The following is a 26,936-nucleotide window of genomic DNA, read 5'->3' as shown; positions in this document are numbered from 1 at the left end:
TCACACACGGCTCAGCAACAGAACTGGAAACGGCGGCGCCCGGCCGGTCACGATGACCGCCGGGCGCCGCCGTTTGCTGTCTGTCGAGCGGGTCGGCTCAGAGGCCGTCAGGCCCCTCCACCGTGCCGGGGTTGTCGGACGGCGTCTCCACCGGCGGGGAGGCCGGGTCCGAGGACGGCGGCTTCTGCGAAGTGGGCTGGCTCTTGGACGGCGTCGGCTCGGACGGTTCGTCGCTCGGCTCGGGCGCGCTGTCGGAGGGCGTGACGTCACCCGTGCTGGGTTCTTCCGACGGCGAGTAGTCGGTGTCCCCGCCGGTCCCGGCGCCCGGGTCCGTCGTGTCGCCCTCGGTGGCCGTGTCGTCGGAGCCCTGGCTGGGCTCCTTCTCCTTCTGGGAGTGCGACTGCGTGGGCGACTGGGTGGTGCCGGTGCCGCCGCCGTGATCGCCGCCGCGAGTCATCGCCCAGGCCGCGCCGCCCGCGATGGCGATCACGGCGAGGACCGCGAGGATCCACATCTTGCCGCGGCCGTTGCCGCCGCCTGAGCGGTGCCCGCCGTCGAAGCCGCCGTCGTCGCTGCCCGGGGGCCGCAGCATCGGCTGGGCCGCCGTGCCGCCGTCCGTCGGGTGCGGCAGCGCCGTGGTGCCCGCGACGCCCATGGCCGGGGTGTTGCCGCCGCTGTGCATGTCGGCGGCGACCGGACCGGTGTTCCAGGTGTTGGTGTGGCCGCCCTGGTCGTACAGCATCTGCAGCCCGTACTGGACGAGGCCGCGCATCTCCTCGGCGGTCTGGAACCGGTCGTCCGGGTCCTTGGCCAGCGAGCGCATGACGAGTCCGTCGAGCTCCGGCGGCGCCACGTCCGAGACCTCGGAGGGCGGCACCGGGGTGTCCTGGACGTGCTGGTAGACGACGGACAGCGGGGTCTCGCCGGTGAACGGGGGCCGCAGCGCGAGGAGTTCGTAGAGCAGGCAGCCGGTCGCGTACAGGTCGGAGCGGTGGTCGACGGCCTTGCCGAGGGCCTGCTCGGGCGACAGGTACTGGGGCGTGCCCATGACCATGCCGGTCTGCGTCATGGTCGACTGCGCGCCGTGCAGGGCGCGCGCGATGCCGAAGTCCATCACCTTCACCGCACCGGTGTTGGTGATGATCACGTTCGCCGGCTTGATGTCGCGGTGCACGATGCCGTGCTGGTGCGAGTAGGCGAGGGCCTCCAGGACACCGGAGACGATGATCAGGGCCTGCTCGGGTCCGGGCGCCTCGGCGTTCAGGAGGAGGTCGCGGATCGTGCGGCCCTCGACGATCTCCATCACGATGTAGGGGACGACCGAGTGGCCGACGGCGTCCTCGCCGGAGTCGTACACGGCGACGACGGCGTGGTGGTTGAGGCCTGCGACCGACTGGGCCTCACGCGTGAAGCGGGCCTTGGAGACCGGGTCCTCGGCAAGGTCGGAGCGCAGGAGCTTGACCGCGACGGTGCGTCCGAGCCGGACGTCCTCCGCCGCGAAGACTTCCGCCATGCCGCCCCGGCCGAGTCTGTGGGTCAGCCGGTACCTGCCGTCGCCGACCAGCCCGCCGTTTCCCCACAACTCCGGCGCATCTGACATACCGCCGCCAGCCGCCTCGGGGTCGGACGGGCCCTGAGCGCGCTGCGTCTGTGCCATCAGTCCTCGCCGTCGTTTCTGTCCGCGTTCGTGTCCGCACTGTCGGATGTACGCGCGGTGGTCGTCACGGTCTCCGTCGGGCCACGCTACAGGCTTCGCCCGGCGCCCCGTTCCGAGATGGACCGGCCATCAAACCTTCTGCGGGCAATGCGATGCAAATCGTCTGGGCGGTTCCTGTAACGCTTCCGCGACGCTTCTTGCCCGTACGGTCACGGAACGGGCACCGAGCTTGACGTGTCAGTGCCACGGGGCAGACTTGGCCGGGAATAGTGGCAATCGATCACCGGCCGCGCCGATGGGGGACGTAGAAACATGAGCCAGGACGGCGCACAAGGCCGGTACGCAGGGCGTGCCGTCGCCGGCGGTCGCTACCAGCTGCGTGATCTGCTCGGCGAGGGCGGCATGGCCTCGGTCCACCTCGCGTACGACACGGTGCTCGACCGCCAGGTGGCGATCAAGACGCTGCACACCGAACTCGGGCGCGAGCAGGCGTTCCGTGAGCGCTTCCGCCGTGAGGCCCAGTCCGTGGCGAAGCTCACGCACACGAACATCGTCTCGGTCTTCGACACCGGCGAGGACGACCTCGACGGGATGACCACTCCGTACATCGTCATGGAGTACGTCGAGGGCCAGCCCCTCGGCTCCGTGCTCGACGCGGACGTCGCGCACTACGGCGCGATGCCGACCGACAAGGCCCTGAAGATCACGGCCGATGTGCTCGCGGCGCTCGAGATCAGCCACGAGATGGGTCTGGTCCACCGCGACATCAAGCCGGGCAACGTCATGATGACGAAGCGGAACGTCGTCAAGGTCATGGACTTCGGTATCGCCCGCGCCATGCAGTCCGGTGTCACGTCGATGACGCAGACCGGCATGGTCGTCGGTACCCCTCAGTACCTTTCGCCCGAGCAGGCCCTGGGCCGTGGCGTGGACGCCCGCTCCGACCTGTACTCGGTCGGCATCATGCTGTTCCAACTGGTCACCGGGCGGCTGCCGTTCGAGGCGGACTCGCCGCTGGCCATAGCGTATGCGCACGTCCAGGAGGAGCCGGTGGCTCCTTCCTCGATCAACCGGTCGGTGCCCCCGGCCGTGGACGCGCTGGTCGCCCGCGCGCTGAAGAAGAACCCGAACGAGCGCTTCCCGAGCGCCGAGGCGATGCGCGACGAGTGCCTGCGGGTCGCCCAGTCGCTGCAGGTCGCGGCGCCCAGCATCGTGCCGGGCGCGCAGACGTCCAGCGGCGCGGGGGTCGGTTCCGCGGTGTTCCCGCCGGTCGACCAGTCGACGGCCGCGCCGACCGGCCCGGTGCAGACGCCGTACCAGCCGGGCCCCTACGGGACGCCGGCGCCGGCCACTCCGGGCTACGGATATCCGCAGCAGGGCTACCAGACCCCGCCGCCCACCTCTCCGTACGCGCCTCAGCAGCACCAGCACCAGCAGCACCAGCCGATGCACCAGCAGACGCCTCCGCCGTACACCATCTCGCCCCAGACGACGCCGAGTTCGGCGGTCTCCGGTGGCGGTGGCGGCAAGCGGAACACCGGGGTGATCGTCGGGTCGGTCGTCGTCGCGCTGATCGCGGTCGGCGGTCTGATCACGGCCCTGACGATGAACGGCAATGACGAGAAGGACGGCGGCGACGCGAAGAAGTCGCCGTCGGTCGTCGCCGGTCACAAGGGTCCCGATCTGACGAAGACGATCGAAGAAGACGAGTGCAAGGAGCCTGACACGGGTTACAACGACCCGGACAAGGTCATGCTCCCGGACTTCACGTACAAGAACATCAAGTCGGTCAAGGCCTGTCTGCAGGCCGCCGGTTGGAAGTTCGACATCAGGGACGTCGACGAGAACACCTTCGGTGAGGGCACGGTCATCGTGCAGTACCCCAAGGCGCGCACGGAGATCGACCCGAAGAACCCCGAGTCGATCCAGCTCCAGGTCTCCACGGGCGACCCGGCGACGGGCTGACCCGACCGATCCGGCTGATCCGACCGATCTGGCAGACCTGACCGATCCGCCTGCCTCGACCGATCCGCCGCCCCGGCTCACGGGCGGCCGGTCACTCCGCGAACGCGTCGCGCACCGCCCCGTACTCCTTCGTCCACCACACGGCGAGCGCCGACGCCGCGGGGAACTGGGGGTCGGCGCGGTGGTCGCCGCGTTCGTAGCGCCAGCGCAGCATCCAGAAGTCGTTGAGCCGCTCCCACCACACGCGGTGGACGGCGGCCGCGAGTTCGTCCGCCCCGGCGCCGGAGGCGCGGCGGTACGCGCGCGCGTAGGCCCGCACCTTCGGCAGGTCGAGGGTGCCGACGGGGCGCACGAAGAAGATCACGGCGGCGCGTACGGCCTCCTCGGCGCGCGGCTGCACCCCGAGCCGGTCCCAGTCGACGATCGCGGCCGGTACGCCTCCGCGGTAGAGCAGGTTGAACGGGTGGAAGTCCCCGTGCACCCAGCCGGTCGCCGAGGCCTGCGGAGGGCGGCGCCCCGCACAGGACTCCAGGAGTCCGCGGCGTTCCACGAGGCGGTGCCGCGCCAGTTCGTCGAACGCGTCGTGCGGCCGATGGCGGCGCACCCGCGCCAGCAGCGTGTCGATGAGCTCAAGAGTGTCCGCGGGATCGGCGCTGGCCCGCCCGCGCGCGGGAGCGGCCCCCATGACCTGCTCCAGACAGGCGTGTACGAGTCCCAGGAGCGCCCCGAGCGTGCGGCACTGGGCCGCCGTGAGCTGGGCGCCGCTGCGGTGGCGGCCCTCGACCCAGGGGTGCAGGGCGTAGCTGGCGCCTCTGACGACGGTGACGGTGCGGCCGTCGGCGGCGGGCAGGGGCGGGGCGACGGGGACGCCGAGTGCGGCCAGGCGTTCGGTGGCGCGGTGCTGGCGGGCGATGGCGGCCGGGGCTGCGGTCTCCGGGTCGAAGTGGTGCTTGAGGAAGTAGCTGCCGCGCGTGGTGGCGAGCCGGTAGCCGCGGTTGAGCAGGCCCTGGTCGACGGGTTCGCAGGCCAGCGGTGAGCCGGCGTCGTACTGCCGCAGCAGGGCGTGGAGCGGTGGGGCTGAGTGAGCAGATGAGCGCGGCACGCGCCAGATGTTAGGGCACCCTGGGTAGTCGGCGGCTACAGAACGTGGTGAAAGGGCCGCTTCGGATGACGGGCGCCGGCCGTCAGCTCGTGCAACGGTGACGAACTGGGGCTCGATCCGCAGATGGACGGGGTCGCAGGGCTCCCCGTCGGCGAAGCGGGGGGCGGGGCCGAAGAGGTCGGCTCGACGGCGCGCTTTTCCCCGGCGCGGTCTCCTGGAATTCGAAGGTCATGCTTCCACGGTGCGCCTCGGGAAGTGCCCCGTGAAAGAGACCCCGGCCCTGGTGAAAGGGGCATAGGTCCCGAATTCAGTGGCGCTTCTCGGCCTGCAGTCGTGCCACATATGCGGCGGCCTGCGAGCGGCGTTTCATGCCCAGTTTCGACAGCAGGCTGGACACGTAATTCTTGATCGTTTTCTCGGCGAGGTGAAGGCGCTCGCCGATGACCCGGTTGGTCAGGCCCTCGCCGATCAGGTCGAGGATCTTGCGCTCCTGGTCGGTCAGGTTCGCGAGCCGGTCGTCCTCCTTGCCGCGGCCGCCGTCGCGGAGCCTTTCGAGGACGCGGGCGGTGGCGACGGGATCGAGCAGGGACTTCCCGGCGGCGACGTCACGGACCGCGCTCAGGAGTTCGTTCCCCCTGATGGCCTTCAGTACGTAGCCGGAGGCGCCCGCCATGATCGCGTCGAAGAGTGCCTCGTCGTCGGCGAACGAGGTCAGCATCAGGCACTTGACCGACTCGTCCTGGGAGCGGATCTCGCGGCACACCTCGACGCCGCTGCCGTCGGGGAGCCGCACATCGAGGACGGCGACATCGGGACGCGTGGCGGGGATGCGGACCATGGCGTCGGCGGCCGTGCCGGCCTCTCCGACGACTTCGATGTCCTCCTCCGTGGAGAGCAACTCGTGCACACCACGGCGTACGACTTCGTGGTCATCGAGTAGAAATACGCGTATTTTTCCGTCTTCGGGCACGCGGCCAGTCTCACATACTGGCTCTTCCCGTGCCCGAGGTGACCGGGATAACGTGCCCGTGTTCCGGCCGCCTGCCAGGCTTGTGACCAGTGCTCCGAACGGTGCTTCGACCGCGTCTGACCAGCGACTGTTCCGCAGTTGCTCGATTTACTTGGATATCCAAGCAAAATCGCAGGTCAGATGGGGTTTCGCAGATATGTGGGGCACTGGGTAACGTGCATGGTGCAGGGCGCTCGCCGGGACACCTGTCACGCCTTTACCCGGCCGAGTCGCACCCACCCCGTGCGCAGGACGGATCAGGCGAGCCTCCCCCAGGCCCTCAAGGCCGGGGGGAGACCCCCAGGCTTTCCCGGCGAACCCGGGGGCCGGACCGACGGAGGAGCACACGTGACCGTGGACAGCACTGCCGCCGCGCGTACGCCGCGCAAGCGCACCGCTGCGAAAAAGTCTGCGAAGAAGTCCCCGGGGGCGGGAGCGCCCGACCTCGTTCAGCTGTTGAGCCCCGAGGGCCGGCGCGTGGAGGACCCCGCGCACGCCGAGTACGCCGCGTTCGTCGAGGACATCACGGCCGACGAGCTGCGCGGTCTGTACCGCGACATGGTCCTCACCCGCCGCTTCGACGCGGAGGCCACGTCGCTGCAGCGACAGGGCGAGCTGGGCCTGTGGGCCTCGCTGCTCGGCCAGGAGGCCGCGCAGATCGGCTCGGGCCGCGCCACGCGCGACGACGACTACGTCTTCCCCACCTACCGCGAGCACGGCGTCGCCTGGTGCAGGGGCGTCGACCCGACGAACCTGCTCGGCATGTTCCGTGGCGTGAACAACGGCGGCTGGGACCCGAACAGCAACAACTTCCACCTGTACACGATCGTCATCGGCTCGCAGACGCTGCACGCCACGGGCTACGCCATGGGCGTCGCCAAGGACGGCGCGGACAGCGCGGTGATCGCGTACTTCGGTGACGGCGCCTCCAGCCAGGGCGACGTCGCCGAGTCGTTCACGTTCTCCGCGGTCTACAACGCGCCCGTCGTGTTCTTCTGCCAGAACAACCAGTGGGCGATCTCGGAGCCGACCGAGAAGCAGACCCGGGTGCCGCTCTACCAGCGCGCGCAGGGCTACGGCTTCCCCGGCGTCCGCGTCGACGGCAACGACGTGCTGGCCTGCCTGGCCGTCACCAAGTGGGCCCTGGAGCGGGCCCGCAGGGGCGAGGGGCCGACGCTGGTCGAGGCGTTCACGTACCGCATGGGCGCGCACACCACCTCCGACGACCCGTCGAAGTACCGGGCCGACGAGGAGCGCGAGGCGTGGGAGGCGAAGGACCCGATCCTGCGCCTGCGCTCGTATCTCGAGTCCGAAACTGACACGGACGAGGGATTCTTCGCGGAACTCGAGGCCGAGAGCGAAGCGTTGGGTCTTCGAGTACGCGAGGTCGTGCGGGCCATGCCGGACCCGGACCGGATGGCCATCTTCGAGAACGCGTACGCGGACGGGCACTCGCTCGTCGACGAGGAGCGTGCCCAGTTCGCCGCCTACCAGGCGTCGTTCGCCACGGAATCCGACAGCGACGTCGTCGCGGGCTCAGGAGGCAACTGATCATGGCGGTACAGAAGCTTCCGCTTGCCAAGGCGATCAACGAGTCGCTGCGCACGGCCCTCGACACCGACCCCAAGGTCCTCATCATGGGCGAGGACGTCGGCAAGCTCGGCGGCGTCTTCCGTGTCACGGACGGGCTGCAGAAGGACTTCGGCGAGGACCGGGTCATCGACACCCCGCTCGCCGAGTCCGGCATCGTGGGCACGGCCATCGGCCTCGCGCTGCGCGGGTACCGGCCGGTCGTGGAGATCCAGTTCGACGGTTTCGTCTTCCCCGCGTACGACCAGATCGTCACGCAGCTCGCGAAGATGCACGCCCGCGCGCTCGGCAAGATCAAGCTGCCGGTCGTCGTGCGGATCCCGTACGGCGGCGGCATCGGCGCGGTCGAGCACCACTCGGAGTCGCCGGAGGCGCTGTTCGCGCACGTGGCGGGCCTGAAGGTGGTCTCCCCGTCGAACTCGTCGGACGCGTACTGGATGATGCAGCAGGCCATCCAGAGCGACGACCCGGTGATCTTCTTCGAGCCGAAGCGGCGTTACTGGGACAAGGGCGAGGTCGACACCGAGGCGATCCCCGGGCCCCTGCACGGCGCCCGCACGGTGCGCGAGGGCACGGATCTGACGCTCGTCGCCTACGGGCCGATGGTGAAGGTCTGCCTGGAGGTGGCCGCGGCCGCCCAGGAGGAGGGCAAGTCCCTGGAGGTCCTCGACCTGCGCTCCATGTCGCCGATCGACTTCGACGCGGTGCAGAAGTCCGTCGAGAAGACCCGCCGGCTCGTCGTGGTGCACGAGGCCCCGGTCTTCCTCGGTACGGGCGCGGAGATCGCCGCGCGGATCACCGAGCGCTGCTTCTACCATCTGGAGGCGCCCGTGCTGCGGGTCGGCGGCTATCACGTGCCGTACCCGCCGGCGCGCCTCGAGGATGAGTACCTTCCGGGCCTCGACCGGGTGCTCGATGCCGTCGACCGCTCGCTGGCGTACTGAGGAGAGGGCCGTGACGACGATGACAGACGCTGCGCTGGCCGAGTTCAAGATGCCCGACGTGGGCGAGGGGCTCACCGAGGCCGAGATCCTCAAGTGGTACGTCCAGCCCGGTGACGCGGTCACCGACGGGCAGGTCGTGTGCGAGGTGGAGACGGCGAAGGCGGCCGTCGAGCTGCCGATCCCGTTCAACGGTGTGGTGCGCGAGCTGCGCTTCCCCGAGGGGACGACGGTGGATGTGGGGCAGGTGATCATCGCGGTGGACGTCGCGGGCGGATCCGGCTCCGCGGCCGCCGCTCCCGCGGCCGTTTCGGTCCCGGAGCCCGCGGCGCCCGAGCCCGAGCCCGAGCCTCAGGGGCGGCAGCCGGTGCTCGTGGGGTACGGGGTTTCCGAGGCGTCGACGAAGCGCCGCCCGCGCAAGGGCGACGTGGTGGCGGCTCCCGTGAAGGTCACGCCGCCCGCGCTCGTCCCCGAGCCGGAAGCCCCGGTGAAGGGCAACGGGCGCCCGCTCGCCAAGCCCCCCGTGCGCAAGCTGGCCAAGGATCTGGGTGTCGACCTCGCCTCGCTCACGCCCTCCGGTCCTGGCGGCGTCATCACCCGCGAGGACGTGCACGCGGCCGTCGCTCCGGCTCCCGAGCCGGTCGTGACGCAGGCGCAGGTACAGGTACAGGCGCAGTTGCAGGAGCCGGCCACCGTCGTGCCGGCCGTCGTCCAGGACGGCGTCCGCGAGACCCGCATCCCCGTCAAGGGCGTACGCAAGGCGACCGCGGCCGCGATGGTGGGCTCCGCCTTCACCGCGCCGCACGTCACGGAGTTCGTGACGATCGACGTGACGCGGACGATGAAGCTCGTCGAGGAGCTCAAGGCCGACAAGGAGATGCAGGGGCTGCGGGTCAACCCGCTGCTGCTCATCGCCAAGGCCCTGCTCGTCGCGATCAAGCGCAACCCCGAGATCAGTGCCTCCTGGGACGAGTCCTCCCAGGAGATCGTCCGGAAGCACTACGTGAATCTGGGCATCGCCGCCGCCACTCCGCGCGGTCTGATCGTGCCGAACATCAAGGACGCGCACGCCAAGACCCTGCCCGAACTGGCGACGGCGCTGGGTGAGTTGGTGTCGACGGCCCGCGAGGGCAAGACGTCGCCGGCCGCCATGCAGGGCGGCACGGTGACGATCACGAACGTCGGAGTCTTCGGCGTCGACACCGGTACCCCGATCCTGAACCCGGGCGAGTCCGCGATCCTCGCCGTAGGCGCGATCAAGCTCCAGCCCTGGGTCCACAAGGGCAAGGTGAAGCCCCGTCAGGTCACCACCCTGGCCCTCTCCTTCGATCACCGCCTGGTGGACGGAGAGCTGGGCTCGAAGGTACTGGCGGATGTGGCAGCGATCCTGGAACAGCCCAAGCGGCTGATCACCTGGGCGTGAGCGAACGGCACGGGGCCGTCCCTGAGGGGGACGGCCCCGTGTGGCGTTCTCGGGCCGCGACGGAAAGACCCGGAGACCTCGTCGCGACGGGACGCCTCCGGCTGCGCCGCGGGTGACTGTCGCAATGCTCTGTGGCTCCCGCTCTCCTGCCGGCCTCCCGCGCCGGCGACGGCGGCACCCCGGAGAACGGGCGACCGGCTCCCGCAGCGCGCGCACCTCGGATGGCGGTGGCCGCAGGAGGCGCACCGCTCAGGTTCGGACCGCCGTCGACGCCACAGCGGCGGACGACGACACCGGCGCCGACGCGTTCCACGACCGGGTCCGGCGCGACGAAGGGCCCGCCGCGGCATGCGGCGGGCCCTTCGGTCATGCGCTTTTGGGGGTTACTTCTTGAAGCCGTAGTCCATGAGCTTCTTCGCGTCCGCCGTGCGGTTCGTGACGGAGGAGGAGGCGAGGACGGTGCCGATGACCGTCTTGCCGTTGCGGGTGGCGGCGAAGACCAGGCAGTACTTGGCCTCGGGGCCCGAGCCGGTCTTCACGCCGATGGTGCCGGAGTAGCTGCCGAGCAGGTTGTTCGTGTTGGACCACGACATGTAGCGGTAGCCGCCGCTCTTCGTGGTGACCTTCTGCTTCGTCGACTTCGTCTTGACGACCGAGCGGAACGTGGAGTTCTTCATCGCGGAGGACGCGATCTTCGTCAGGTCGCGCGGCGTCGAGTAGTTCGAGCCGCTGCCGATGCCGTCGAACGAGTCGAAGTGCGTGTTCTTCAGGTTCATGTCGGTGGCGGCCTTGTTCATCTTGCCGATGAAGGACTTCACGCGGGCGGCGCGCGTGCTGCCGGAGCCGAACTTGTCGGCCAGGGCGTACGCGGCGTCGCAGCCGGACGGGAGCATGAGCCCGTACAGGAGCTGGCGGACGGTGACCTTGTCACCGACGATCAGGCGGGCCGACGACGCGTTCTTCGCGACGATGTAGTCGCTGTACGCCTTCTGGATCGTGACCTTGGAGTCCAGGTTCAGGTTCGACTGCGCCAGGACGACCTTCGCGGTCATGATCTTGGTGGTGGAGCCGGTGGAGCGGCGGGTGTCGGCGGCCTTGGTGAACAGGCTCGTACCGGTCCCGTTGTTCATCACGTAGCCGCCCTTGGCGACGATCGTGGGGGTGGGCAGCGTGGCCGCCTGCGCGGAGGTGGCGAAGACCCCGCTCGCCAGGACCGCACCGGCGGTCACGGTGGCGGCGGCGGATACGCGGCGAATGCCCTTAATGCGGGTTTTCAAGTTGAACGCTCCAAATGCCCCTGGAATGCGGCCACATGAGGGTGCCGCTCGCTGAAGAGACTCATGGGCGCGCCGGATGGATGTGCCGGGATGCAGAGTATTTGTGGCGAGAGTGCGGCGCCCGCCGTTTCGGGGTGTCGCGTCCGCATCCTGGACGGCCTCCGGCGATGCGTACGTGTTGTATCTATGATGTGCGCATGCCTCCCGTGCCCCCGTCCCCCACCGCCGTCAAGCGACCACCAGCGGCCGACCGCGTCTACGACCACGTCAAGCGCAGTGTCCTCGAACGCCGCTACGAGGGCGGGACGTTGCTCACCGAGGGCGAGCTCGCCGAGGCCGTAGGGGTGTCCCGCACCCCGGTGCGCGAGGCGCTGCTCAAGCTGGAGGTCGAGGGGCTGATCAAGCTCTACCCGAAGAAGGGCGCCCTGGTCCTGGCCGTCTCCGCGCAGGAGATCGCGGACGTCGTCGAGACCCGCCTCCTCGTCGAGGAGCACTCCGTGCGCAAGGCGGTCCCCGCGCCCGCGAGCCTGATCGCCCGCCTGGAGGAGCTGCTCTCGCTCCAGCAGACCCAGGCCGCCGCGGGCGAGTTCGCGGACGCGGCCGGCACCGACCGCTGCTTCCACGCCGAGATCGTGCGCAGCGGAGGCAACGCGATCCTCTCCCGCCTCTACGACCAGCTGCGTGACCGCCAGCTGAGAATGGGTGTCGCCGTGATGCACTCGCACCCGGACCGGATCGCCAAGACGCTCACCGAGCACGAGGAGATCCTCGACGCGCTGCGCGCGGGCGACGCCGAGGCGGCCGTCGCCGTCGTCCGCCGCCACGTCGGCTGGTTCTCGAACCTGGCGCGGGGCGAGGTCCGATGAGCAGCTCCGCCGGCACCGCGTCACTGCCCGGGGATCCGCCCGGCGGCCGCAGGGCCATGGGCGTCTGGTCCATCGGCGTCGCCGTCTACTTCGTCGCCGTCATCTTCCGCACCTCGCTGGGCGTCGCGGGCCTCGACGCCGTCGAGCGTTTCCACATCAACGCCTCGGCGCTGTCCACGTTCTCGATCCTCCAGCTGCTCGTGTACGCGGGCATGCAGATACCCGTCGGCCTGATGGTCGACCGGCTCGGCACCAAGCGCGTCCTGACGATCGGCGTCGTCCTCTTCACCATCGGCCAGCTCGGCTTCGCGTTCTCGCCCTCGTACGGGACGGCCCTCGTCTCGCGCGCACTGCTCGGCTGCGGCGACGCGATGACGTTCATCAGCGTGCTGCGGCTCGGCACGCGCTGGTTCCCCGCCCGGCGGGGGCCGCTGGTCGCGCAGCTCGCGGGCCTCGTCGGCATGGCCGGCAACCTCGTGTCGACCCTGGTGATCGCGCGGCTGCTGCACGGCGTCGGCTGGGAAGCCGCGTTCGCCGGCAGCGCGCTCGCCGGAGTCCTCGTACTCGTCCTGATGCTGCTCTTCCTCAAGGACCATCCGGAAGGCTTCGAGCCGGAGCCCGTGCGGCACACCGGCGGGGCCTTCGTGCGCGGACAGATCCTCGCGTCCTGGCGCGAGCCGGGCACACGGCTCGGCCTGTGGGTCCACTTCACGACGCAGTTCCCGGCGATGGTGTTCCTGCTGCTGTGGGGCCTGCCGTTCCTGGTCGAGGCGCAGGGCCTCTCGCGCGGGACCGCCGGTGAACTGCTCACCCTCGTCGTGCTGTCCAACATGCTGATCGGCCTCGTCTACGGGCAGATCGTGGCCCGGCACCACACGGCCCGGCTGCCGCTCGCGCTCGGCACGGTGGCCGGAACGGCGCTGATGTGGGCCGTGACGATCGCCTGCCCGGGGGACCACGCGCCGATGTGGCTGCTCGTCATGCTGTGCGTCGTGCTCGGGGCGTGCGGGCCCGCGTCCATGATCGGGTTCGACTTCGCGCGTCCGGCGAACCCGCCGGAGCGGCAGGGGACCGCGTCCGGGATCGTCAACATGGGCGGGTTCGTCGCGTCGATGACGACGCTGTTCGCGGTCGGGGTTCTGCTGGATGCGACCGGCGACAACTACCGCATCGCGTTCTCCGCGGTGTTCGTCCTCGAGGCGCTCGGGGTGAGCCAGATCCTGCGGCTGCGCCGGCGCGCGGACCGCAGGGAGCGGGAGCGCCTGGTGGCGAGCCGGGTGGAGACGGTGCACGTGCCCGCGTAAGCGGTTCCTGCATGAGGCTTCTCCGCGTAGACGTGACCGGCCTGAGGCGTACCCGTCCTGAGCCGTGCTCCGCCTGAGCCCTACCCGCGTACGGCGTAGCTGCGTGAGCCGTACTTGCGCGAGGCGGACCCGCGTGAGACGTACCCACGTAAGCGACGGGCCCCGGTCGCCGTCTCCGGCACCGGGGCCTTGCCCGTCCGCTCCGCCGCCCCGGCCCCCGTAGGGGCTACGGCGTGGTGGACAGCGAGTTCAGGATCGCCTGGGCGAGGTCGAGGTCGCCCTCCGTCTTGACCCGGTCGGACACCGCGTCGGGCGTCACACGGCCGCAGGCCAGCTTGACGTAGGTCTCCCAGTCGAGGGAGAGCGTCGCGGCCGGGCCCAGCGACGGGGCGCCGTCGATCGTGCCGCGCCCGTCCGCGTCGACACGCACCGTGCGCAGGAACTCGACCGGCCCGTGCACATCGAAGACCACCGCCGAGTTTGCGGGCGCGGACGCGTCCTTCGCGACGACCTTCGGCAGAACGGCGAGCAGCATGTCGCGCGTGACGTACGCGCCCGGCGAGTCGAGGTTGCCCGGCCGGCCGACGGCCACGCGCAGGTCCTGCTCGTGCACCCACACGTCGAACGCCCGCTTGCGCATGGCGAATTCGAGGGTCTCCTCCGTGCCGAGCGGCCCGCGCACCATCGCGCCCGGCTCACGCGACTCGTTGCGCAGCTGCCGGGAGCGCCGGATGATCGTGTACTCCAGCTCGGACGTCATCTCGGGCGCCGTGTGGTGGCGCCGCACGTCGACCTGCATCTCCATGTACCGCTGGTGCTCGTTCTGTACGTGGTACAGGTCGCGCGGCAGCGTGTGGATGGGCCGCGGGTCGCCGAGCATCTCGCAGTCGAGGCCGATGACATGGGACACGATGTCCCGCACCGACCAGCCGGGGCATGGCGTGGCCCGGTTCCATTCGCCCTCCACCAGGGGCGTCACCAGCTCGGATATCGCTTCGATGGAATGGGTCCAGGCATCGGCGTAGGACTGAAGACTGGGGTGGAGACTCACGGAACGGGACCCCTCGGGCGGTTGTGGCGCGGGCAGTGGGTGTCTTGGAACGCGTCTGCGGGGGTCCGGGGGGAACCCCCGGAGATGCACAGTACGCTGCTGGCAGGCACCCCTGCAGTGCTTTCGTGTGACGATCGTAGGCCTGTGTAGACGGCTCGAATGCCAGGACGGTGGTACTGTGCGCGCCTCGCTCATCCAGATCCACGTAGATGATGACGAATCGCCCAATTCCCGTCGGCTGCGCGCCGCTTCGATGGTGCGGGATCAAGCCGGGTCCGCCGACCTCGTCGTCCTCCCGGAGCTGTGGACCACCGGCGCCTTCGCCTACGAGGCCTTCGCGGCCGAGGCGGAGCCCCTGGAGGGCCCGACGTACGAGGCGATGGCGAAGGCCGCGAGCGACGCCGGAGTCTGGCTGCACGCGGGCACGATCCCCGAACGCGACCCGGACGGGCCGCTCTACAACACCGCGCTCGTCTTCTCCCCGGACGGCGAACTCGCCGCCGCCTACCGCAAGATCCACCGCTTCGGCTTCGACAAGGGCGAGGCCGTGCTGATGGGCGCGGGCGAAGAGCTCGTCACCGTACGCCTGCCGGAAACCGTCCTCGGCGTCACCACCTGCTACGACCTGCGCTTCCCCGAGCTGTACCGGGGCCTCGTCGACCGGGGCGCCGAGACGCTCCTCGTGTCCGCCGGCTGGCCCGAGCGGCGCCGCGCGCACTGGACGCTGCTCGCCCAGGCGCGCGCCGTCGAGAACCAGGCGTACGTACTGGCCTGCGGCACCGCCGGAACGCACGCGGGTGTGCCGCAGGCCGGACACAGCGTCGTCGTCGACCCGTGGGGCCAGATCGTCGCGGAGGCGGGCGCCGGCGAGGAGGTCCTCACCGTCGAGTTCGACGCGGCGGGCGTCGCCGCGACCCGCGAGCGGTTCCCGGCGCTCAAGGACCGGCGACTGGGGCTGGAGCCGCCTCGGCGGTGAGGGTCCGCCGGCCGTCAGCCGTCCCCCCGCTCCTTCTCCGCCAGGTGGATCACGCACACCGCGATGGCGATGAGCAGCGCCGGGTCCGCGTCCTCACGGATGACGTCGACCCCGTACGTGTCGCGGACCCGGAGCCAGCGGCGTGAGATGTGGGCGAGCATCTCGCCGTCGTACTCGACGACGAACTCGCGGTCCAGGATCTTTCCGCTGACGTCGAGCTCGGTGCCGTCGACCAGTTCGACCCGGTAGTGGTTGCGCAGCAGCGAAAGGCGCTTGCGCTTGATCTTGGCGAGGGCCTCGTCGCCGCGCTCGATGACCATCGTGTCGCGCAGGGCGAACATCTTCTCGTGGATGTCGATGAGCACCCGCCCGTCGGGCCCTTTCAGCTCGAAGGTGTCCCGCAGGCGCATCGCCTTGCCGTCGACGAGGAAGGCCTTGTGGCCCTGCTCGTCCTCGATCCAGTAGTCCTCGCCCACCGCGAAGAGCCGCTCTCGAACTTCGTATCTCATACGTCGAAGGGTGCCCAGCCCGCGCGGGAGGACTCTCCCCCGTCACTCGGGCGGCGGCGTTCCGAGGCGGCGGACGAGGAGCGGCTCATGGGCGAGGACGTACCCCGTCGCGATCCCCACGCACACGACCGTGAACAGCACGATGAGCCACGACAGCAGCGTGAACACCAGACCGAGGGGACCGAATTCGGCCACGGAGCGGTTCAGCGTCACCGGCATGTAGAAGCGCGACGCCCAGGCGAGGACGACCACGCCCATGCCGGTCAGGAGGGCGCCCGGCAGCAGCGGCAGCCACGGCACGCGGCCACCGAGCAGCATGTGCTGCGTCCACCACCACAGCAGGGTGCTCGACGCGAACGACAGCGGCAGGCCGAGCCAGAGGCCCAGGCCGAACCCGTCGCTCAACAGCCCCTGGACCATCAGCGCGCACAGCCACACCAGCAGCCACACCAGCCACCGCCACGCGATGAGGCGCAGGCCTGCGGGCGATACGTGCCAGGAGCGCTCGCACACACGTTGCAGCGCGCGGCTGCATGAGGTCGCCGACAGCAGCGTGATGACGATGCCGACGGCCCCGGTGCTCTCGCGCGTGGTGTCGTCGGGCGCCCCGAACACCTGCCGGACCTGGTCGAGGGCGGGTCCGGACAGGCCGACCGCATACGTGGCCGACTCGATGAGCCGGTCGCGTACAGAGGCCGGGGCGAACGCGGCGACGATGAAGAGCACGGGGAACGCCGTCAGAAAAGCCTGCGCGGCCAGCCGTGTCGAGGAGTCGAGCAGGCTCACGTCCACCATCTGCCGCGTCAGGTGCGTGACGAACGGCAGCCGCTCCCGCAGCTCACCGGCCCGCGCGGTGCCCCACCGCGTGACCTTGGCCAGAGTCCCGGTGAGACCGCCGCGCGCGCTGTCGTCCCTCATAGCTGCCAAGCGTCGGCCACGCGCACGCCGCTCGGCGGGCAGACGCGCCGCCGGGGCCCGCGACGGCTGCCGGGATGCGGGCCCGGGGGTAGGCCGCCCACGCGGCCTCGACGGTGCCCCCGGCCGGACCTACGGCAGCGCCGCCTCCGCCGGGCCCCGGCCGAACCTTCTCCGGTACGCCGACGGGCTCAGGCCCGTTTCCCGGCGGAGCCGGGCGCGCAGGTTCGCGGCGGTGCCCAGACCGCTGCGGGCGGCCACCACGTCGAGGCGTTCCTCGCCACGTTCGATGAGGAGGCAGGCCAGGGCGACCCGTTCGCCGGTGAGCCAGGCCAGCGGGGTCGTGCCGAGTTCGGCGCGGAAGCGTCGGTGCAGGGTGGCGGGGCTGACCGCGGCGTGCGCGGCGAGGCCGGCCACGCTCAGCGGCTCACCGATCCGCTCCTGCGCCCACGCGAGCAGCGGCGCGAGGGACTCGTCCGGCACCGCGGGCACGGGCCGCTCGACGAACTGCCGCTGGCCGCCGTCCCGGTGGGCGGCGAACACGAGCCGCCGGGACACCGCGTTGGCGATCTCGGCGCCGTGGTCACGGCGTACGACGTGCAGTCCGAGATCGAGCGCGGACGCGCTGCCGGACGCGGTGAGGATGTCCCCGTCGTCCACGAACAGCACGTCGGGCTCGAGGCGCACCTCGGGGAAGCGGGAGCGGAAGGAGTCCGCCCACATCCAGTGGCAGGCGGCCCGCCGCCCGTCGAGGAGCCCGGCCTCGGCGATGGTGAACGCGCCTGAGCAGAACCCGATGAGCCGGGCGCCCCGCGCGTGCGCCCGGCGCACGGCATCGAGGACGGCGGGCCGCCTCGGCACGTCGATGTCGGGCCGGTTGGGCACGATCAGCGTGTCCGCGGACTCGGCCGCGTCCAGATCGGCCACGTCGGTCAGCGTGAAGAACCCGTCCCGCATCACCGTCCGCGTCCGCGGCGAGCAGAGCTGGAAGTCGTACAGCTCACGGCCGAGTTCGGGCCGGCGCAGGCCGAAGACCTCGATGGCGCAGGACAGCTCGAAGGGGTTGGAGTTCTCGTCGACGATCACCACGACGCGGTGCGGCGGGCGCTGCGACAGGTCCCGCGAGGGGCGCTGCGAGGATTCTTTCGCCATATGCGATTTCTAGCACTCGCCGCGGACCGGTGCCGGGCGCAGGATCGGCGTATGACCACACGCGAGAACACGCCGATCGCCCTCGACGAGGCCCTGGCCTCCTTCGACGCCCTGTGGAGCCCCCGCATCGTCACCCGCGTCAACGACTACGACGTCCGTGTCGCGAAAGTCGAGGGGGATCACGTCTGGCACGTGCACGACGACACGGACGAGTTCTTCCTGGTCGTCGACGGCGAGCTGACCATCGCCCTGCGCGAGCCGGCGGGCGAGCGCGATGTCGTCCTGCCCCGGGGCTCGGTCTTCACGGTTTTGCGCGGGACGTGGCACAAGCCGCGCTCCCCGAAGGGCGCCTCGATCCTCCTCCTGGAGCCCACCGGCACCCCCACGGTCGGGGACCACCACGACGACGTCCCCGACCACGTGGATGCCACTACGGGCCATGCGCTCGCTTAGTGGCACCCTTGACCCATGAACGATGTCGACCCCGCACCCCGTCGCGCCCGTGTCCGTGCTCCCGAGCTCATCGGCAAGGGCGGCTGGCTCAACACGGGCGGTAAGCAATACACCCTGGCTGACCTGCGGGGACGCATCGTCATTCTGGACTTCTGGACATTTTGTTGTGTGAATTGTCTGCATGTCCTCGACGAGCTGCGTGAGCTCGAGGAGAAGCACCGGGACACCGTCGTGATCGTCGGGGTGCACTCGCCGAAGTTCGTGCACGAGGCCGAGCACGCCGCCGTGGTCGACGCCGTCGAGCGGTACAACGTCGAACACCCCGTCCTCGACGACCCCGAGCTGGCGACCTGGAAGCAGTACGCCGTGCGGGCCTGGCCCACGCTCGCGGTGATCGACCCCGAGGGGTACGTCGTCGCGCAGCACGCCGGCGAGGGGCACGCCCACGCAATCGAGAAGCTGGTCGAGCAGCTGGAGGCCGAGCACGGCGCCAAGGGGACGCTGCGTCGCGGCGACGGGCCGTATGTCGCCCCCGAGCCGGTCGCGACGGATCTGCGCTTCCCCGGCAAGGCGCTCGTGCTGCCGTCCGGGAACTTCCTGGTCTCCGACACGACCCGGCACCAGCTCGTCGAGCTGGCCGAGGACGGCGAGAGCGTCGTACGGCGGATCGGCTCGCCCGGCGACTTCAACGAGCCGCAGGGCCTCGCGCTCCTCGACGACGCGACCGTCGTCGTGGCCGACACGGTGCACCACTCGCTGAAGGCCGTGGACCTCGCGAGCGGGGACGTCACGACGCTCGCGGGGACCGGCCGGCAGTGGTGGCAGGGCGCGCCGACCAGCGGTCCCGCCCTCGACGTGTCGCTGTCCTCGCCGTGGGACGTCGCCCTCTTCGGCGGCAAGGTGTGGATCGCCATGGCGGGCGTGCACCAGCTGTGGACGTACGACCCGGAGACGAAGAGTGTCGCCGTCGCGGCGGGCACGACGAACGAGGGTCTCGTCGACGGGCCGGGGGCCGAAGCGTGGTTCGCGCAGCCGTCCGGGCTCGCGGCGACCGGCGAGCGGCTGTGGGTGGCCGACTCGGAGACGTCCGCGCTGCGGTACGTCGACCTGGACGGCGCCGTGCACACGGCGGTCGGTACGGGACTCTTCGACTTCGGGCACCGGGACGGCGCCGCCGAACAGGCGTTGTTCCAGCACCCGTTGGGCGTGACGGCTCTGCCGGACGGCTCGGTCGCGGTCTCGGACACGTACAACCACTCCCTGCGCCGCTACGACCCGGCGACCGGTGAGGTCACCACGCTGGCGACGGATCTGCGGGAGCCCAGTGACGCGGTGCTCGTGGGTGGGGACTCCGCGGACATCGTCGTGGTGGAGTCGGCGCGGCACCGGCTGACGCGGCTGCGGCTTCCGGAGGAGGCCGTGCGGGTCGAGTCGGTCGCGCACCGGACGCAGCGCGCTGCGACCGAGGTCGCCGCGGGCGAGCTGAGCCTCGACGTGATCTTCCAGGCCCCGGCGGGCCAGAAGCTCGACACCCGGTACGGGCCCTCGACGCGCCTGCTGGTCTCGTCGACCCCGCCGGAGCTGCTGCTGGCCGGCGAGGGCGCGGACACCGACCTGGCCCGCACCCTCACCCTCAACCCCGAGGTCCCGGAGGGCGTCCTGCACGTCTCGGCCATGGCCGCGTCCTGCGACGACGACCCCGCCAACGAGTACCCCGCGTGCCATGTCCACCAGCAGGACTGGGGTGTCCCGGTCCGTCTCGTCGAGGGCGCCGCCCAGCGCCTGCCGCTGGTGCTGGCGGGGATGGACGAGGGGTAGCGCCCCAGGGCACGTGACGTGGCCCTTCCGAGGGGTCACGTCACGTCGACGTAGTCCTCGCGGCCCGCGCTCGCCAGGTGGGTGCTGTCCGGGTAGAGCAGCTCCGCGACCCATGTGCCGTCCCTCTGGGCGGTGTAGCCCCGGCTGAAGGTGCCGTCGGAGCGGGTCGTGGTGTTGCCCATGTCGTACCAGGTGGTCGACCCCTTGGGCCGGAAGAGGATCTTCACCGTCTGGCTGCCGTAGGCGTGCCAGGCGGACGACGTGTACTTCTGGAGCTTGCCCTTTACGGTGATGGTGCGCCCCTTGGCGACCGGCTCCGGTGAGGCGTTGCCGTCAATGATGCGGGTCTTGGTGCGCTTGACGTAGAGGACGGGGCTGTAGGAGGGCTGCCATTCTGCGCTGCCCTTGAAGTAGGCCCGGTAGTAGCCCTTGTAGGGCGCGTCGAAGGTGCCCTTGAAGGGGGCGCCCGCCTCGGGGTCGCCGGATCCGGGTGTGACGGTCTTCAGGGTGGTCCAGCCGGTCGTGCCGTCGGCCGAGTACTGGAGCTGGACCCGGTTGTCCGCGTCGCCCGGGGTGCTGCTGCCCGTGTGGAGGCGGCCCTTGGCTGTGAGCTGGGAGTACTTGTTCAGCGATGCGGAGAAGTCGCTGATCGACGTCTTTCGGGCGACGTGCACCTTGACCTGCGCGGTCGGGCTGGCCTTGAGGTAGGTGCCCCTCGCGCTCTGTACCTCGACCGTTCCCGTGCGCGGCATCAGGATCTTGCCGGAGAAGTGGCCCTGGGCGTCGGTCACCGGCCGAGCGGCGGCGCTGCCGTTGTCGCTCTGCCACACCGCGTCGACCCTGGCGCCGGTGAGCGGTTGCCAGCTGCCCTGCGTGTATACCTCGGCGCGGCCGGAAATCGTCGCCGACTGGCCTTCTTTGACGCCCAGTTCGGTGCTGTCGAGGGTCATCCGGGTGTCCGCGGTGGCGGGCGTGACGTACGCGTTGTCGCCGTCGTCGGTGACCTGGTAGGCGTTGTCCACCCCCTGGAGCCAGGTGCTGACGAGGCCGCCGTACTCCTGGGTGAGCGTGAACGAACCGGCGAACTTCCCCTCGGAGTCTGTGGCCACCGTGAGTTCGGAGGCCTCGGGAGTGTGGATCACCACGGGCTTGTCCACGGCGGCCGTCGTCTCGCCGGTGCGCGGGTCGAGGACCGTGTAGCGGCCGCTGACCGAGACGTTCTGGTGGCTGTAGTCGGGCTGCATGGGCGAGACCTGGTAGTCCTGCAGGTCGATCGTGCGTACGTACCAGAACTGGTTGCGGCTCTCCGTGTGCGAGGTGTCGCCGTCGGCGTCGGTCAGGTCGACCACGATGCGATACGTGCCGAGGTCGGCGAGGTGCACGGCTTCGGAGGCGAGCCAGACGCCCTGGTGGTCGGTGCCGGAGTCCTGCCGGAAGGAGTCGATGGTGGCGACCTCCGGGGCGTCGGCGGGCGCGTCGGCGGCGTACAGATGTGCCGTGATCGAGGTGATGGCGCTGTCCGACTGTGCGGACACGGCGACGATCCCGCTGGACGGGCCGTGGTCGGTCGCGTAGACGAGCTCGGGCGCGACACCCGTGTCGGCGTGGGCCGCCGGCACAGGTCCGAGTGCCACCCCGACGATGACGGAGGCGCAGGCCAGCACCTCCAGCCGCGCTCTCTTTCCGGGCAGGCGCGAGCGGTTGCTGAGACTGTTCAAGGAGTCCCCCCACAGGACTGAAGGCACGGCTCAGGCGCTGCTGCGCCTGAAGAGGCGTGCGTGCAGCGGTGATCGTACGCCGGACAGGTACTCCATGGACAGGTTCAAAAGCTGGTCCCGAGGGGCCCGCTCGGCCCTTCAGGGGGCCGCTCAGCCCTCCAGGAACGCCACCAGCGCGTTGGCGAGGAGGAACGGGTCGTCGGCGGCGCACAGTTCACGGACGCTGTGCATGGAGAGGATCGCGACGCCGATGTCGACGGTCTTGATGCCGTGGCGGGCCGCCGTGATCGGGCCGATCGTGGTGCCGCAGGGCATGGCGTTGTTGGAGACGAACGACTGGAAGGGCACGCCGGCCTTCTCGCACGCAGCGGCGAACACGGCGCGGCCCGAACCGTCGGTGGCGTACCGGTTGTTGACGTTGACCTTGAGGATGGGGCCGCCGCCGGCGCGCGGGTGGTGGGTGGGGTCGTGGCGCTCGGCGTAGTTGGGGTGCACGGCGTGCCCGGTGTCGGACGACAGGCACACCGTCCCGGCGAAGGCGCGGGCCTTGTCCTCGTACGAGCCTCCGCGCGCGAACACCGAACGCTCCAGGACGCCGCCGAGCAGAGGTCCGTCGGCGCCGGTGTCGGACTGCGACCCGTTCTCCTCGTGGTCGAAGGCGGCGAGGACCGGGATGTAGGGGAGGTCGTCCGAGGCGGACACGGCGGCGAGGGCGGCCGTTCCCGCGTGCACGGACAGGAGGTTGTCCATGCGGGGGCCGGCGACGAGTTCCTTGTCGCGGCCGAGGTAGGAGGGCGCCTCGACAGGGTGCGTCATCAGGTCCCACCCGGTGACGTCGCCCTCGGCGAGGCCGTGCTCCTCCTCCAGGAAGCGGATGAGGCCGCCCTCGTGGACGTCGTCGCCGAGGCCCCAGATGGGCTGCATGTGCTTCTGCTTGTCGAGCTTGAGGCCGTCGGTGTGGACGGAGCGGTCCATGTGGATGGCGAGCTGAGGCACGCGCAGCAGTGCCCGGTCGATGTTCACGAGGCGAGTCGAGCCGTCCCGCAGGGTGAGCCGGCCCGCGAGTCCGAGGTCCCGGTCGAGCCAGGAGTTGAGGAGCGGGCCGCCGTAGATCTCGACGGCGACCTGCCGCCAGCCCTGCGAGCCCATGTCGGGCAGCGGCTTGACGCGCAGGTTCGGCGAGTCGGTGTGCGCGCCGACGATGCGGAAGGGGGTGTGCGGCGCGGCGCCCTCGGGGACGTACCACGCCACGATCGCGCCGCCGCGCGTCACGTACTTGCCGCCCGTCGTCCCGTCCCACGCGTCGGTCTCGGCGACCTGGCGGAATCCGGCCTTCTCCAGGCGCGCGGCGGCGTTCGCCACGGCGTGGTACGGCGAGGGGCTGGCCGCGAGGAAGGACATGAGGTCGTCGGTGTGACCGCGGTCGAAGCGGGAGGGGTTGCTCATGCGGGCCAGCCTAACGAGCCTTCGGCCCGGCGCGCGGGGGGTCCGCGCGGGTGCGGCCGGGGGCGGCCGATCCCGGTACGACGGCGCCGCCACCCGGATGTGTCCGGGTGGCGGCGCCGGTGGCCACGGGCGGGCCGGGGACTAGAACGCGGCCTCGTCCAGCTCCATCAGGTCGAGGTCGACCTTCTCGGAGAGGCGGCGCTCCAGGCCGACGCCCGGCAGGACGTTCGCGGCGAAGAACTTCGCGGCGGCGATCTTGCCCTGGTAGAACGCCTGGTCCTTGGCGGAGGCGGTCTCCAGCTTCTCGGCGGCGACGGCGGCGCCGCGCAGCAGCAGGAAGCCGACGACCACGTCGCCGGAGGCGAGCAGCAGGCGGGTGGTGTTGAGGCCCACCTTGTAGATGTTCTTGGTGTCCTGCTCGGTGGCCGCGAGGTCGGTCAGCATGACCCCGACGATGGCCTCCAGCTCGACGGCCGCCTTGGCGAGCGACTCGCGGGCCGGGGCGAGCTCCTCGCCGCCCGTGCCGACCGCGAGGAACTTCTTGATCTCCTCGGCGAGGCCGTTGAGCGCGGCGCCCTGGTTGCGGACGATCTTCCGGAAGAAGAAGTCCTGGCCCTGGATCGCGGTGGTGCCCTCGTAGAGGGTGTCGATCTTGGCGTCGCGGATGTACTGCTCGATCGGGTACTCCTGGAGGTAACCCGAGCCGCCGAACGTCTGGAGCGACTGCGCCAGCTGCTCGTAGGCCTTCTCCGAGCCGTAGCCCTTCACGATCGGCAGGAGGAGGTCGTTGAGGGCGTGGAGCTGCGACGCGTCCTCGCCCGCGGCCTCCTTGACCGCGATGTCGTCCTGGACGGCGGCGGTGTGCAGCACGAGCGCGCGCATGCCCTCCGCGTACGCCTTCTGCGTCATGAGCGAGCGGCGCACGTCCGGGTGGTGCGTGATGGTGACCTTGGGGGCGGTCTTGTCCATGAACTGGGCCAGGTCGGGGCCCTGGACACGCTCCTTGGCGTACTCCAGCGCGTTCAGGTAGCCCGTCGACAGCGTGGAGATCGCCTTCGTGCCGACCATCATGCGGGCGAACTCGATGATGCGGAACATCTGGCGGATGCCGTCGTGCTTGTCGCCGATGAGCCAGCCCTTGGCGGGGTGCTGGTCGCCGAACGTCATCTCGCAGGTGTTGGACGCCTTGAGGCCCATCTTGTGCTCGACGTTCGTGGCGTAGACGCCGTTGCGCTCGCCCAGCTCGCCGGTCTCCCAGTCGAAGTGGAACTTCGGGACCAGGAAGAGGGAGAGGCCCTTGGTGCCGGGGCCGTGGCCCTCGGGGCGCGCGAGCACGTAGTGGAGGATGTTCTCCGACATGTCGTGCTCACCGGACGTGATGAAGCGCTTCACGCCCTCGATGTGCCAGGAGCCGTCCTCCTGCTGGACGGCCTTGGTGCGGCCGGCGCCCACGTCCGAGCCGGCGTCCGGCTCGGTCAGGACCATCGTCGAGCCCCACTGCTTCTCGACGGCGATCTCGGCGACCTTCTTCTGCGCCTCGTTGCCCTCCTCGAAGAGGATGCCGGCGAAGGCCGGGCCGGAGCAGTACATCCAGATCGCCGGGTTCGAGCCGAGCAGCAGCTCCGCGTAGGCCCAGATCAGGGAGCGCGGGGAGGTGGTGCCGCCGATCTCCTCGGGCAGGCCCAGGCGCCAGTACTCGGAGTCCATGAAGGCCTGGTACGACTTCTTGAAACTGGCCGGTACCGGAGCGGTGTTGGTCTCCGGGTCGAAGACCGGCGGGTTGCGGTCGGCGTCCGTGAAGGACTCGGCCAGCTCGTTCTCGGCGAGGCGGGCGACCTCGTCGAGGATGCTCTTGGCGGTGTCGACGTCCATCTCCGCGAACGGGCCGCTGCCGTACAGCTTGTCGCGCCCGAGCACCTCGAAGAGGTTGAACTCGATGTCGCGGAGATTCGACTTGTAGTGCCCCATGGCGACGGCTCCGTTTGGCTGGAAGCGGGATCTTCGTAAACACGTACTACTCACAAGTAGCAAGTGCCTACGATGATGCTACCCGTCGGTAATAACGCGCAACCCCTGATCCGCCGATGTGAGCAGCGTCTAACGGCGCCCGCGCTCGGGCCCCCGCTCGGTAGTCTGGCCCTCATGTACGGCTACGACCAGACCGCGGGACCCGGGCAGCAGTACGCGCCGCCGCAGCAGGGTATGCAGGGCGGGTACGGCCAGCAGGCGCCGCCGCTGTATCCGGAGCCGTCACCTCCGTCGCTGGCGGACGCGGTCCGCGCCTTCACCACGGGCTCGATGTCCGCCGAGGACTTCCAGCAGATCTTCGCCACGTCGAAGGTCTACTGCCCGCGCGGCGACAACCCCGGATTCCTCGCGCTGCACAACACTCAGCAGCCGGTCATCCCGATGTTCACCTCGCTCAAGGAGCTGCGCAGGTACGCGGGCAAGGAGTCCAAGTACTTCGTGATCACCGGCGCCGAGGTGATCGACCTGCTTCCGACCGGGTACGGCTTCGTCCTCGACATGGAGGGCGAGCACCGGATGGTCTTCGACGCCAAGGCGGTCGAGCAGATGGTCGACTTCGCGATGCGCCGTATGTACGGCTAGCGGTCACCGCACACGCAGGCACCCGCGACGCCCGGAGGGAATTCCCTCCGGGCGTTCCGCGTTCCAGGTGGCAGAAAGTTCTACGTTCAACTAAACTCGGAGCACAAGGAGGTCCCGACATGCCTGCAGTGACCGTCGAAAACCCGCTGACCCTGCCCCGTGTGGCCGCGTCCGCCGACGCCGTGGCCCGCCCCGTGCTGGCCGTGACGACCGCGCCCAGCGGATTCGAGGGCGAGGGCTTCCCGGTGCGCCGAGCGTTCGCCGGGATCAACTACAAGTACCTCGACCCGTTCATCATGATGGACCAGATGGGTGAGGTGGAGTACGCGCCCGGAGAGCCCAAGGGCACGCCCTGGCACCCGCACCGCGGCTTCGAGACCGTCACCTACATCATCGACGGCACCTTCGTTCACCAGGACTCCAACGGCGGTGGCGGCACCATCACCAACGGCGACACCCAGTGGATGACAGCCGGCTCGGGCCTCCTGCACATCGAGGCCCCGCCGGAGGCGCTCGTCATGTCCGGCGGGCTCTTCCACGGCCTCCAGCTGTGGGTGAACCTCCCGGCCGCCGACAAGATGAAGGACCCCCGCTACCAGGACATCCGCGGTGGCCAGGTCAAGCTCCTCACCACCGCCGACGGCGGCGCCCTGCTGCGCGTCATCGCGGGTGAGCTCGACGGCCACGACGGCCCCGGCATCACGCACACGCCGATCACGATGGTCCACGCGACCGTCCGCCCCGGCGCCGAGCTGACGCTGCCGTGGCGCGAGGAGTTCAACGGCCTCGCGTACGTCCTCGCCGGCCGCGGCACCGTCGGCACCGACCGCAGGCCGGTCCACATGGGCCAGACCGCCGTCTTCGGCGCGGGCTCCTCGCTGACCGTCCGCGCGGACGAGACGCAGGACTCCAACACCCCGGACCTCGAGGTCGTCCTCCTGGGCGGCCGTCCGATCCGGGAGCCGATGGCGCACTACGGTCCGTTCGTCATGAACACCCGCGACGAACTCCAGCAGGCGTTCGAGGACTTCCAGGCCGGTCGGCTCGGGGTCATCCCGGGAGAGCGGATCCCGCACACGTAAGCGGTATCTGATTGTCCGTCACTCGCGTGGCCCCGTCCGGAAGGTCGGGGCCACGCGTGCGTGATGCCCTGT

General features: G+C 70.3%; 22 protein-coding genes. 11 read left to right on the top strand and 11 right to left on the bottom strand.

What is annotated here, in order from left to right; genetic code table 11:
• Positions 1-97: 97 nt before the first annotated feature.
• Positions 98-1,657, bottom strand: a complete 1,560-nt coding sequence (locus OHO83_RS23100) for a protein kinase domain-containing protein (protein WP_330279747.1) — start codon at positions 1,655-1,657, stop codon at positions 98-100.
• Positions 1,658-1,969: 312 nt separating this feature from the next.
• Here OHO83_RS23100 and OHO83_RS23095 point away from each other — a divergent pair, with 312 nt between their 5' ends.
• Positions 1,970-3,622 (top strand): protein kinase domain-containing protein, encoded by a 1,653-nt coding sequence (locus OHO83_RS23095; RefSeq protein ID WP_330279746.1) that lies wholly within the window; start codon positions 1,970-1,972, stop codon positions 3,620-3,622.
• A gap of 91 nt (positions 3,623-3,713) precedes the next feature.
• Here the strand turns inward: OHO83_RS23095 and OHO83_RS23090 are convergent, their stop codons facing one another.
• On the bottom strand, positions 3,714-4,724 hold the full coding sequence (locus tag OHO83_RS23090) for a phosphotransferase (protein WP_330279745.1): 1,011 nt from the start codon (positions 4,722-4,724) through the stop codon (positions 3,714-3,716).
• A gap of 307 nt (positions 4,725-5,031) precedes the next feature.
• Entirely contained in the window at positions 5,032-5,694 is a 663-nt protein-coding gene (locus OHO83_RS23085) for a response regulator transcription factor (protein WP_329434547.1), read from the bottom strand.
• Between the two features lie 387 nt (positions 5,695-6,081).
• Between OHO83_RS23085 and pdhA the strand changes: the two genes are divergently transcribed.
• Genes pdhA through OHO83_RS23070 form a run of 3 tightly spaced genes read left to right on the top strand, consistent with a single transcriptional unit; the run spans position 6,082 to position 9,687 of the window.
• Positions 6,082-7,284: a pyruvate dehydrogenase (acetyl-transferring) E1 component subunit alpha gene (pdhA, locus tag OHO83_RS23080; RefSeq protein ID WP_266672462.1), complete on the top strand. Its 1,203-nt coding sequence runs from the start codon at positions 6,082-6,084 to the stop codon at positions 7,282-7,284.
• Positions 7,285-7,286: 2 nt separating this feature from the next.
• A complete protein-coding gene (locus OHO83_RS23075; protein ID WP_116512006.1) occupies positions 7,287-8,267 on the top strand; it encodes an alpha-ketoacid dehydrogenase subunit beta in 981 nt (326 codons plus the stop codon).
• 10 nt (positions 8,268-8,277) lie between these two features.
• Entirely contained in the window at positions 8,278-9,687 is a 1,410-nt protein-coding gene (locus OHO83_RS23070) for a dihydrolipoamide acetyltransferase family protein (protein WP_266672464.1), read from the top strand.
• A gap of 383 nt (positions 9,688-10,070) precedes the next feature.
• On the opposite strand, the gene OHO83_RS23065 is transcribed toward OHO83_RS23070, so the two are convergent.
• Positions 10,071-10,964 (bottom strand): D-alanyl-D-alanine carboxypeptidase family protein, encoded by an 894-nt coding sequence (locus tag OHO83_RS23065; protein WP_266672466.1) that lies wholly within the window; start codon positions 10,962-10,964, stop codon positions 10,071-10,073.
• Between the two features lie 197 nt (positions 10,965-11,161).
• Between OHO83_RS23065 and OHO83_RS23060 the strand changes: the two genes are divergently transcribed.
• Together OHO83_RS23060 and OHO83_RS23055 are read left to right on the top strand one after the other, a co-directional pair.
• A complete protein-coding gene (locus OHO83_RS23060) occupies positions 11,162-11,830 on the top strand; it encodes a GntR family transcriptional regulator (RefSeq protein ID WP_266672468.1) in 669 nt (222 codons plus the stop codon).
• On the top strand, positions 11,827-13,134 hold the full coding sequence (locus tag OHO83_RS23055; protein WP_266672470.1) for an MFS transporter: 1,308 nt from the start codon (positions 11,827-11,829) through the stop codon (positions 13,132-13,134). Before OHO83_RS23060 ends, OHO83_RS23055 begins: the two co-directional genes overlap by 4 nt.
• A 226-nt stretch (positions 13,135-13,360) precedes the next feature.
• On the opposite strand, the gene OHO83_RS23050 is transcribed toward OHO83_RS23055, so the two are convergent.
• Positions 13,361-14,185, bottom strand: a complete 825-nt coding sequence (locus OHO83_RS23050; protein ID WP_266672472.1) for a maleylpyruvate isomerase family mycothiol-dependent enzyme — start codon at positions 14,183-14,185, stop codon at positions 13,361-13,363.
• Positions 14,186-14,363: 178 nt separating this feature from the next.
• Between OHO83_RS23050 and OHO83_RS23045 the strand changes: the two genes are divergently transcribed.
• The gene (locus tag OHO83_RS23045; RefSeq protein WP_266672474.1) at positions 14,364-15,161 is read left to right on the top strand and encodes a carbon-nitrogen family hydrolase; all 798 of its coding nucleotides are present in this window, start codon (positions 14,364-14,366) and stop codon (positions 15,159-15,161) included.
• A gap of 14 nt (positions 15,162-15,175) precedes the next feature.
• Here OHO83_RS23045 and OHO83_RS23040 read toward each other — a convergent pair whose 3' ends face one another.
• The 3 genes from OHO83_RS23040 to OHO83_RS23030 form a co-directional block, all read right to left on the bottom strand.
• Positions 15,176-15,670 (bottom strand): LURP-one-related/scramblase family protein, encoded by a 495-nt coding sequence (locus OHO83_RS23040; protein ID WP_227296198.1) that lies wholly within the window; start codon positions 15,668-15,670, stop codon positions 15,176-15,178.
• Positions 15,671-15,712: 42 nt separating this feature from the next.
• The gene (locus tag OHO83_RS23035; protein WP_266672477.1) at positions 15,713-16,588 is read right to left on the bottom strand and encodes a YhjD/YihY/BrkB family envelope integrity protein; all 876 of its coding nucleotides are present in this window, start codon (positions 16,586-16,588) and stop codon (positions 15,713-15,715) included.
• Between the two features lie 129 nt (positions 16,589-16,717).
• Entirely contained in the window at positions 16,718-17,737 is a 1,020-nt protein-coding gene (locus tag OHO83_RS23030; RefSeq protein ID WP_266672479.1) for a GlxA family transcriptional regulator, read from the bottom strand.
• 51 nt (positions 17,738-17,788) lie between these two features.
• On the opposite strand from OHO83_RS23030, the gene OHO83_RS23025 reads away from it, so the two are divergent.
• The gene (locus OHO83_RS23025; RefSeq protein WP_266672480.1) at positions 17,789-18,190 is read left to right on the top strand and encodes a cupin domain-containing protein; all 402 of its coding nucleotides are present in this window, start codon (positions 17,789-17,791) and stop codon (positions 18,188-18,190) included.
• 15 nt (positions 18,191-18,205) lie between these two features.
• Positions 18,206-20,008 carry a thioredoxin-like domain-containing protein gene (locus OHO83_RS23020; protein WP_266672481.1) on the top strand — a complete coding sequence of 601 codons (1,803 nt, stop codon included), beginning with the start codon at positions 18,206-18,208 and terminating at the stop codon, positions 20,006-20,008.
• Between the two features lie 35 nt (positions 20,009-20,043).
• Here the strand turns inward: OHO83_RS23020 and OHO83_RS23015 are convergent, their stop codons facing one another.
• The 3 genes from OHO83_RS23015 to OHO83_RS23005 all read right to left on the bottom strand — a co-directional run bounded on the left by OHO83_RS23015 (position 20,044) and on the right by OHO83_RS23005 (position 25,140).
• Positions 20,044-21,726: a hypothetical protein gene (locus OHO83_RS23015; protein ID WP_266672482.1), complete on the bottom strand. Its 1,683-nt coding sequence runs from the start codon at positions 21,724-21,726 to the stop codon at positions 20,044-20,046.
• Positions 21,727-21,876: 150 nt separating this feature from the next.
• Positions 21,877-23,172: a M18 family aminopeptidase gene (locus OHO83_RS23010; protein WP_266672483.1), complete on the bottom strand. Its 1,296-nt coding sequence runs from the start codon at positions 23,170-23,172 to the stop codon at positions 21,877-21,879.
• Between the two features lie 141 nt (positions 23,173-23,313).
• Positions 23,314-25,140 (bottom strand): acyl-CoA dehydrogenase, encoded by a 1,827-nt coding sequence (locus OHO83_RS23005; RefSeq protein ID WP_266672484.1) that lies wholly within the window; start codon positions 25,138-25,140, stop codon positions 23,314-23,316.
• A 174-nt stretch (positions 25,141-25,314) separates the two neighbouring features.
• Between OHO83_RS23005 and OHO83_RS23000 the strand changes: the two genes are divergently transcribed.
• Both OHO83_RS23000 and OHO83_RS22995 read left to right on the top strand, forming a co-directional pair.
• Positions 25,315-25,782 carry an SseB family protein gene (locus tag OHO83_RS23000; RefSeq protein WP_100596474.1) on the top strand — a complete coding sequence of 156 codons (468 nt, stop codon included), beginning with the start codon at positions 25,315-25,317 and terminating at the stop codon, positions 25,780-25,782.
• Between the two features lie 119 nt (positions 25,783-25,901).
• Positions 25,902-26,864, top strand: coding sequence for a pirin family protein (locus OHO83_RS22995; RefSeq protein ID WP_116511972.1), 963 nt, complete (start codon positions 25,902-25,904; stop codon positions 26,862-26,864).
• Positions 26,865-26,936: the final 72 nt, after the last annotated feature.

The sequence above is a fragment of the Streptomyces sp. NBC_00569 genome (assembly GCF_036345255.1).
GTDB lineage: Bacteria > Actinomycetota > Actinomycetes > Streptomycetales > Streptomycetaceae > Streptomyces.
Note: the sequence above shows the minus strand (reverse complement) of the source record. Positions and strands in the feature narration are given on the sequence as shown.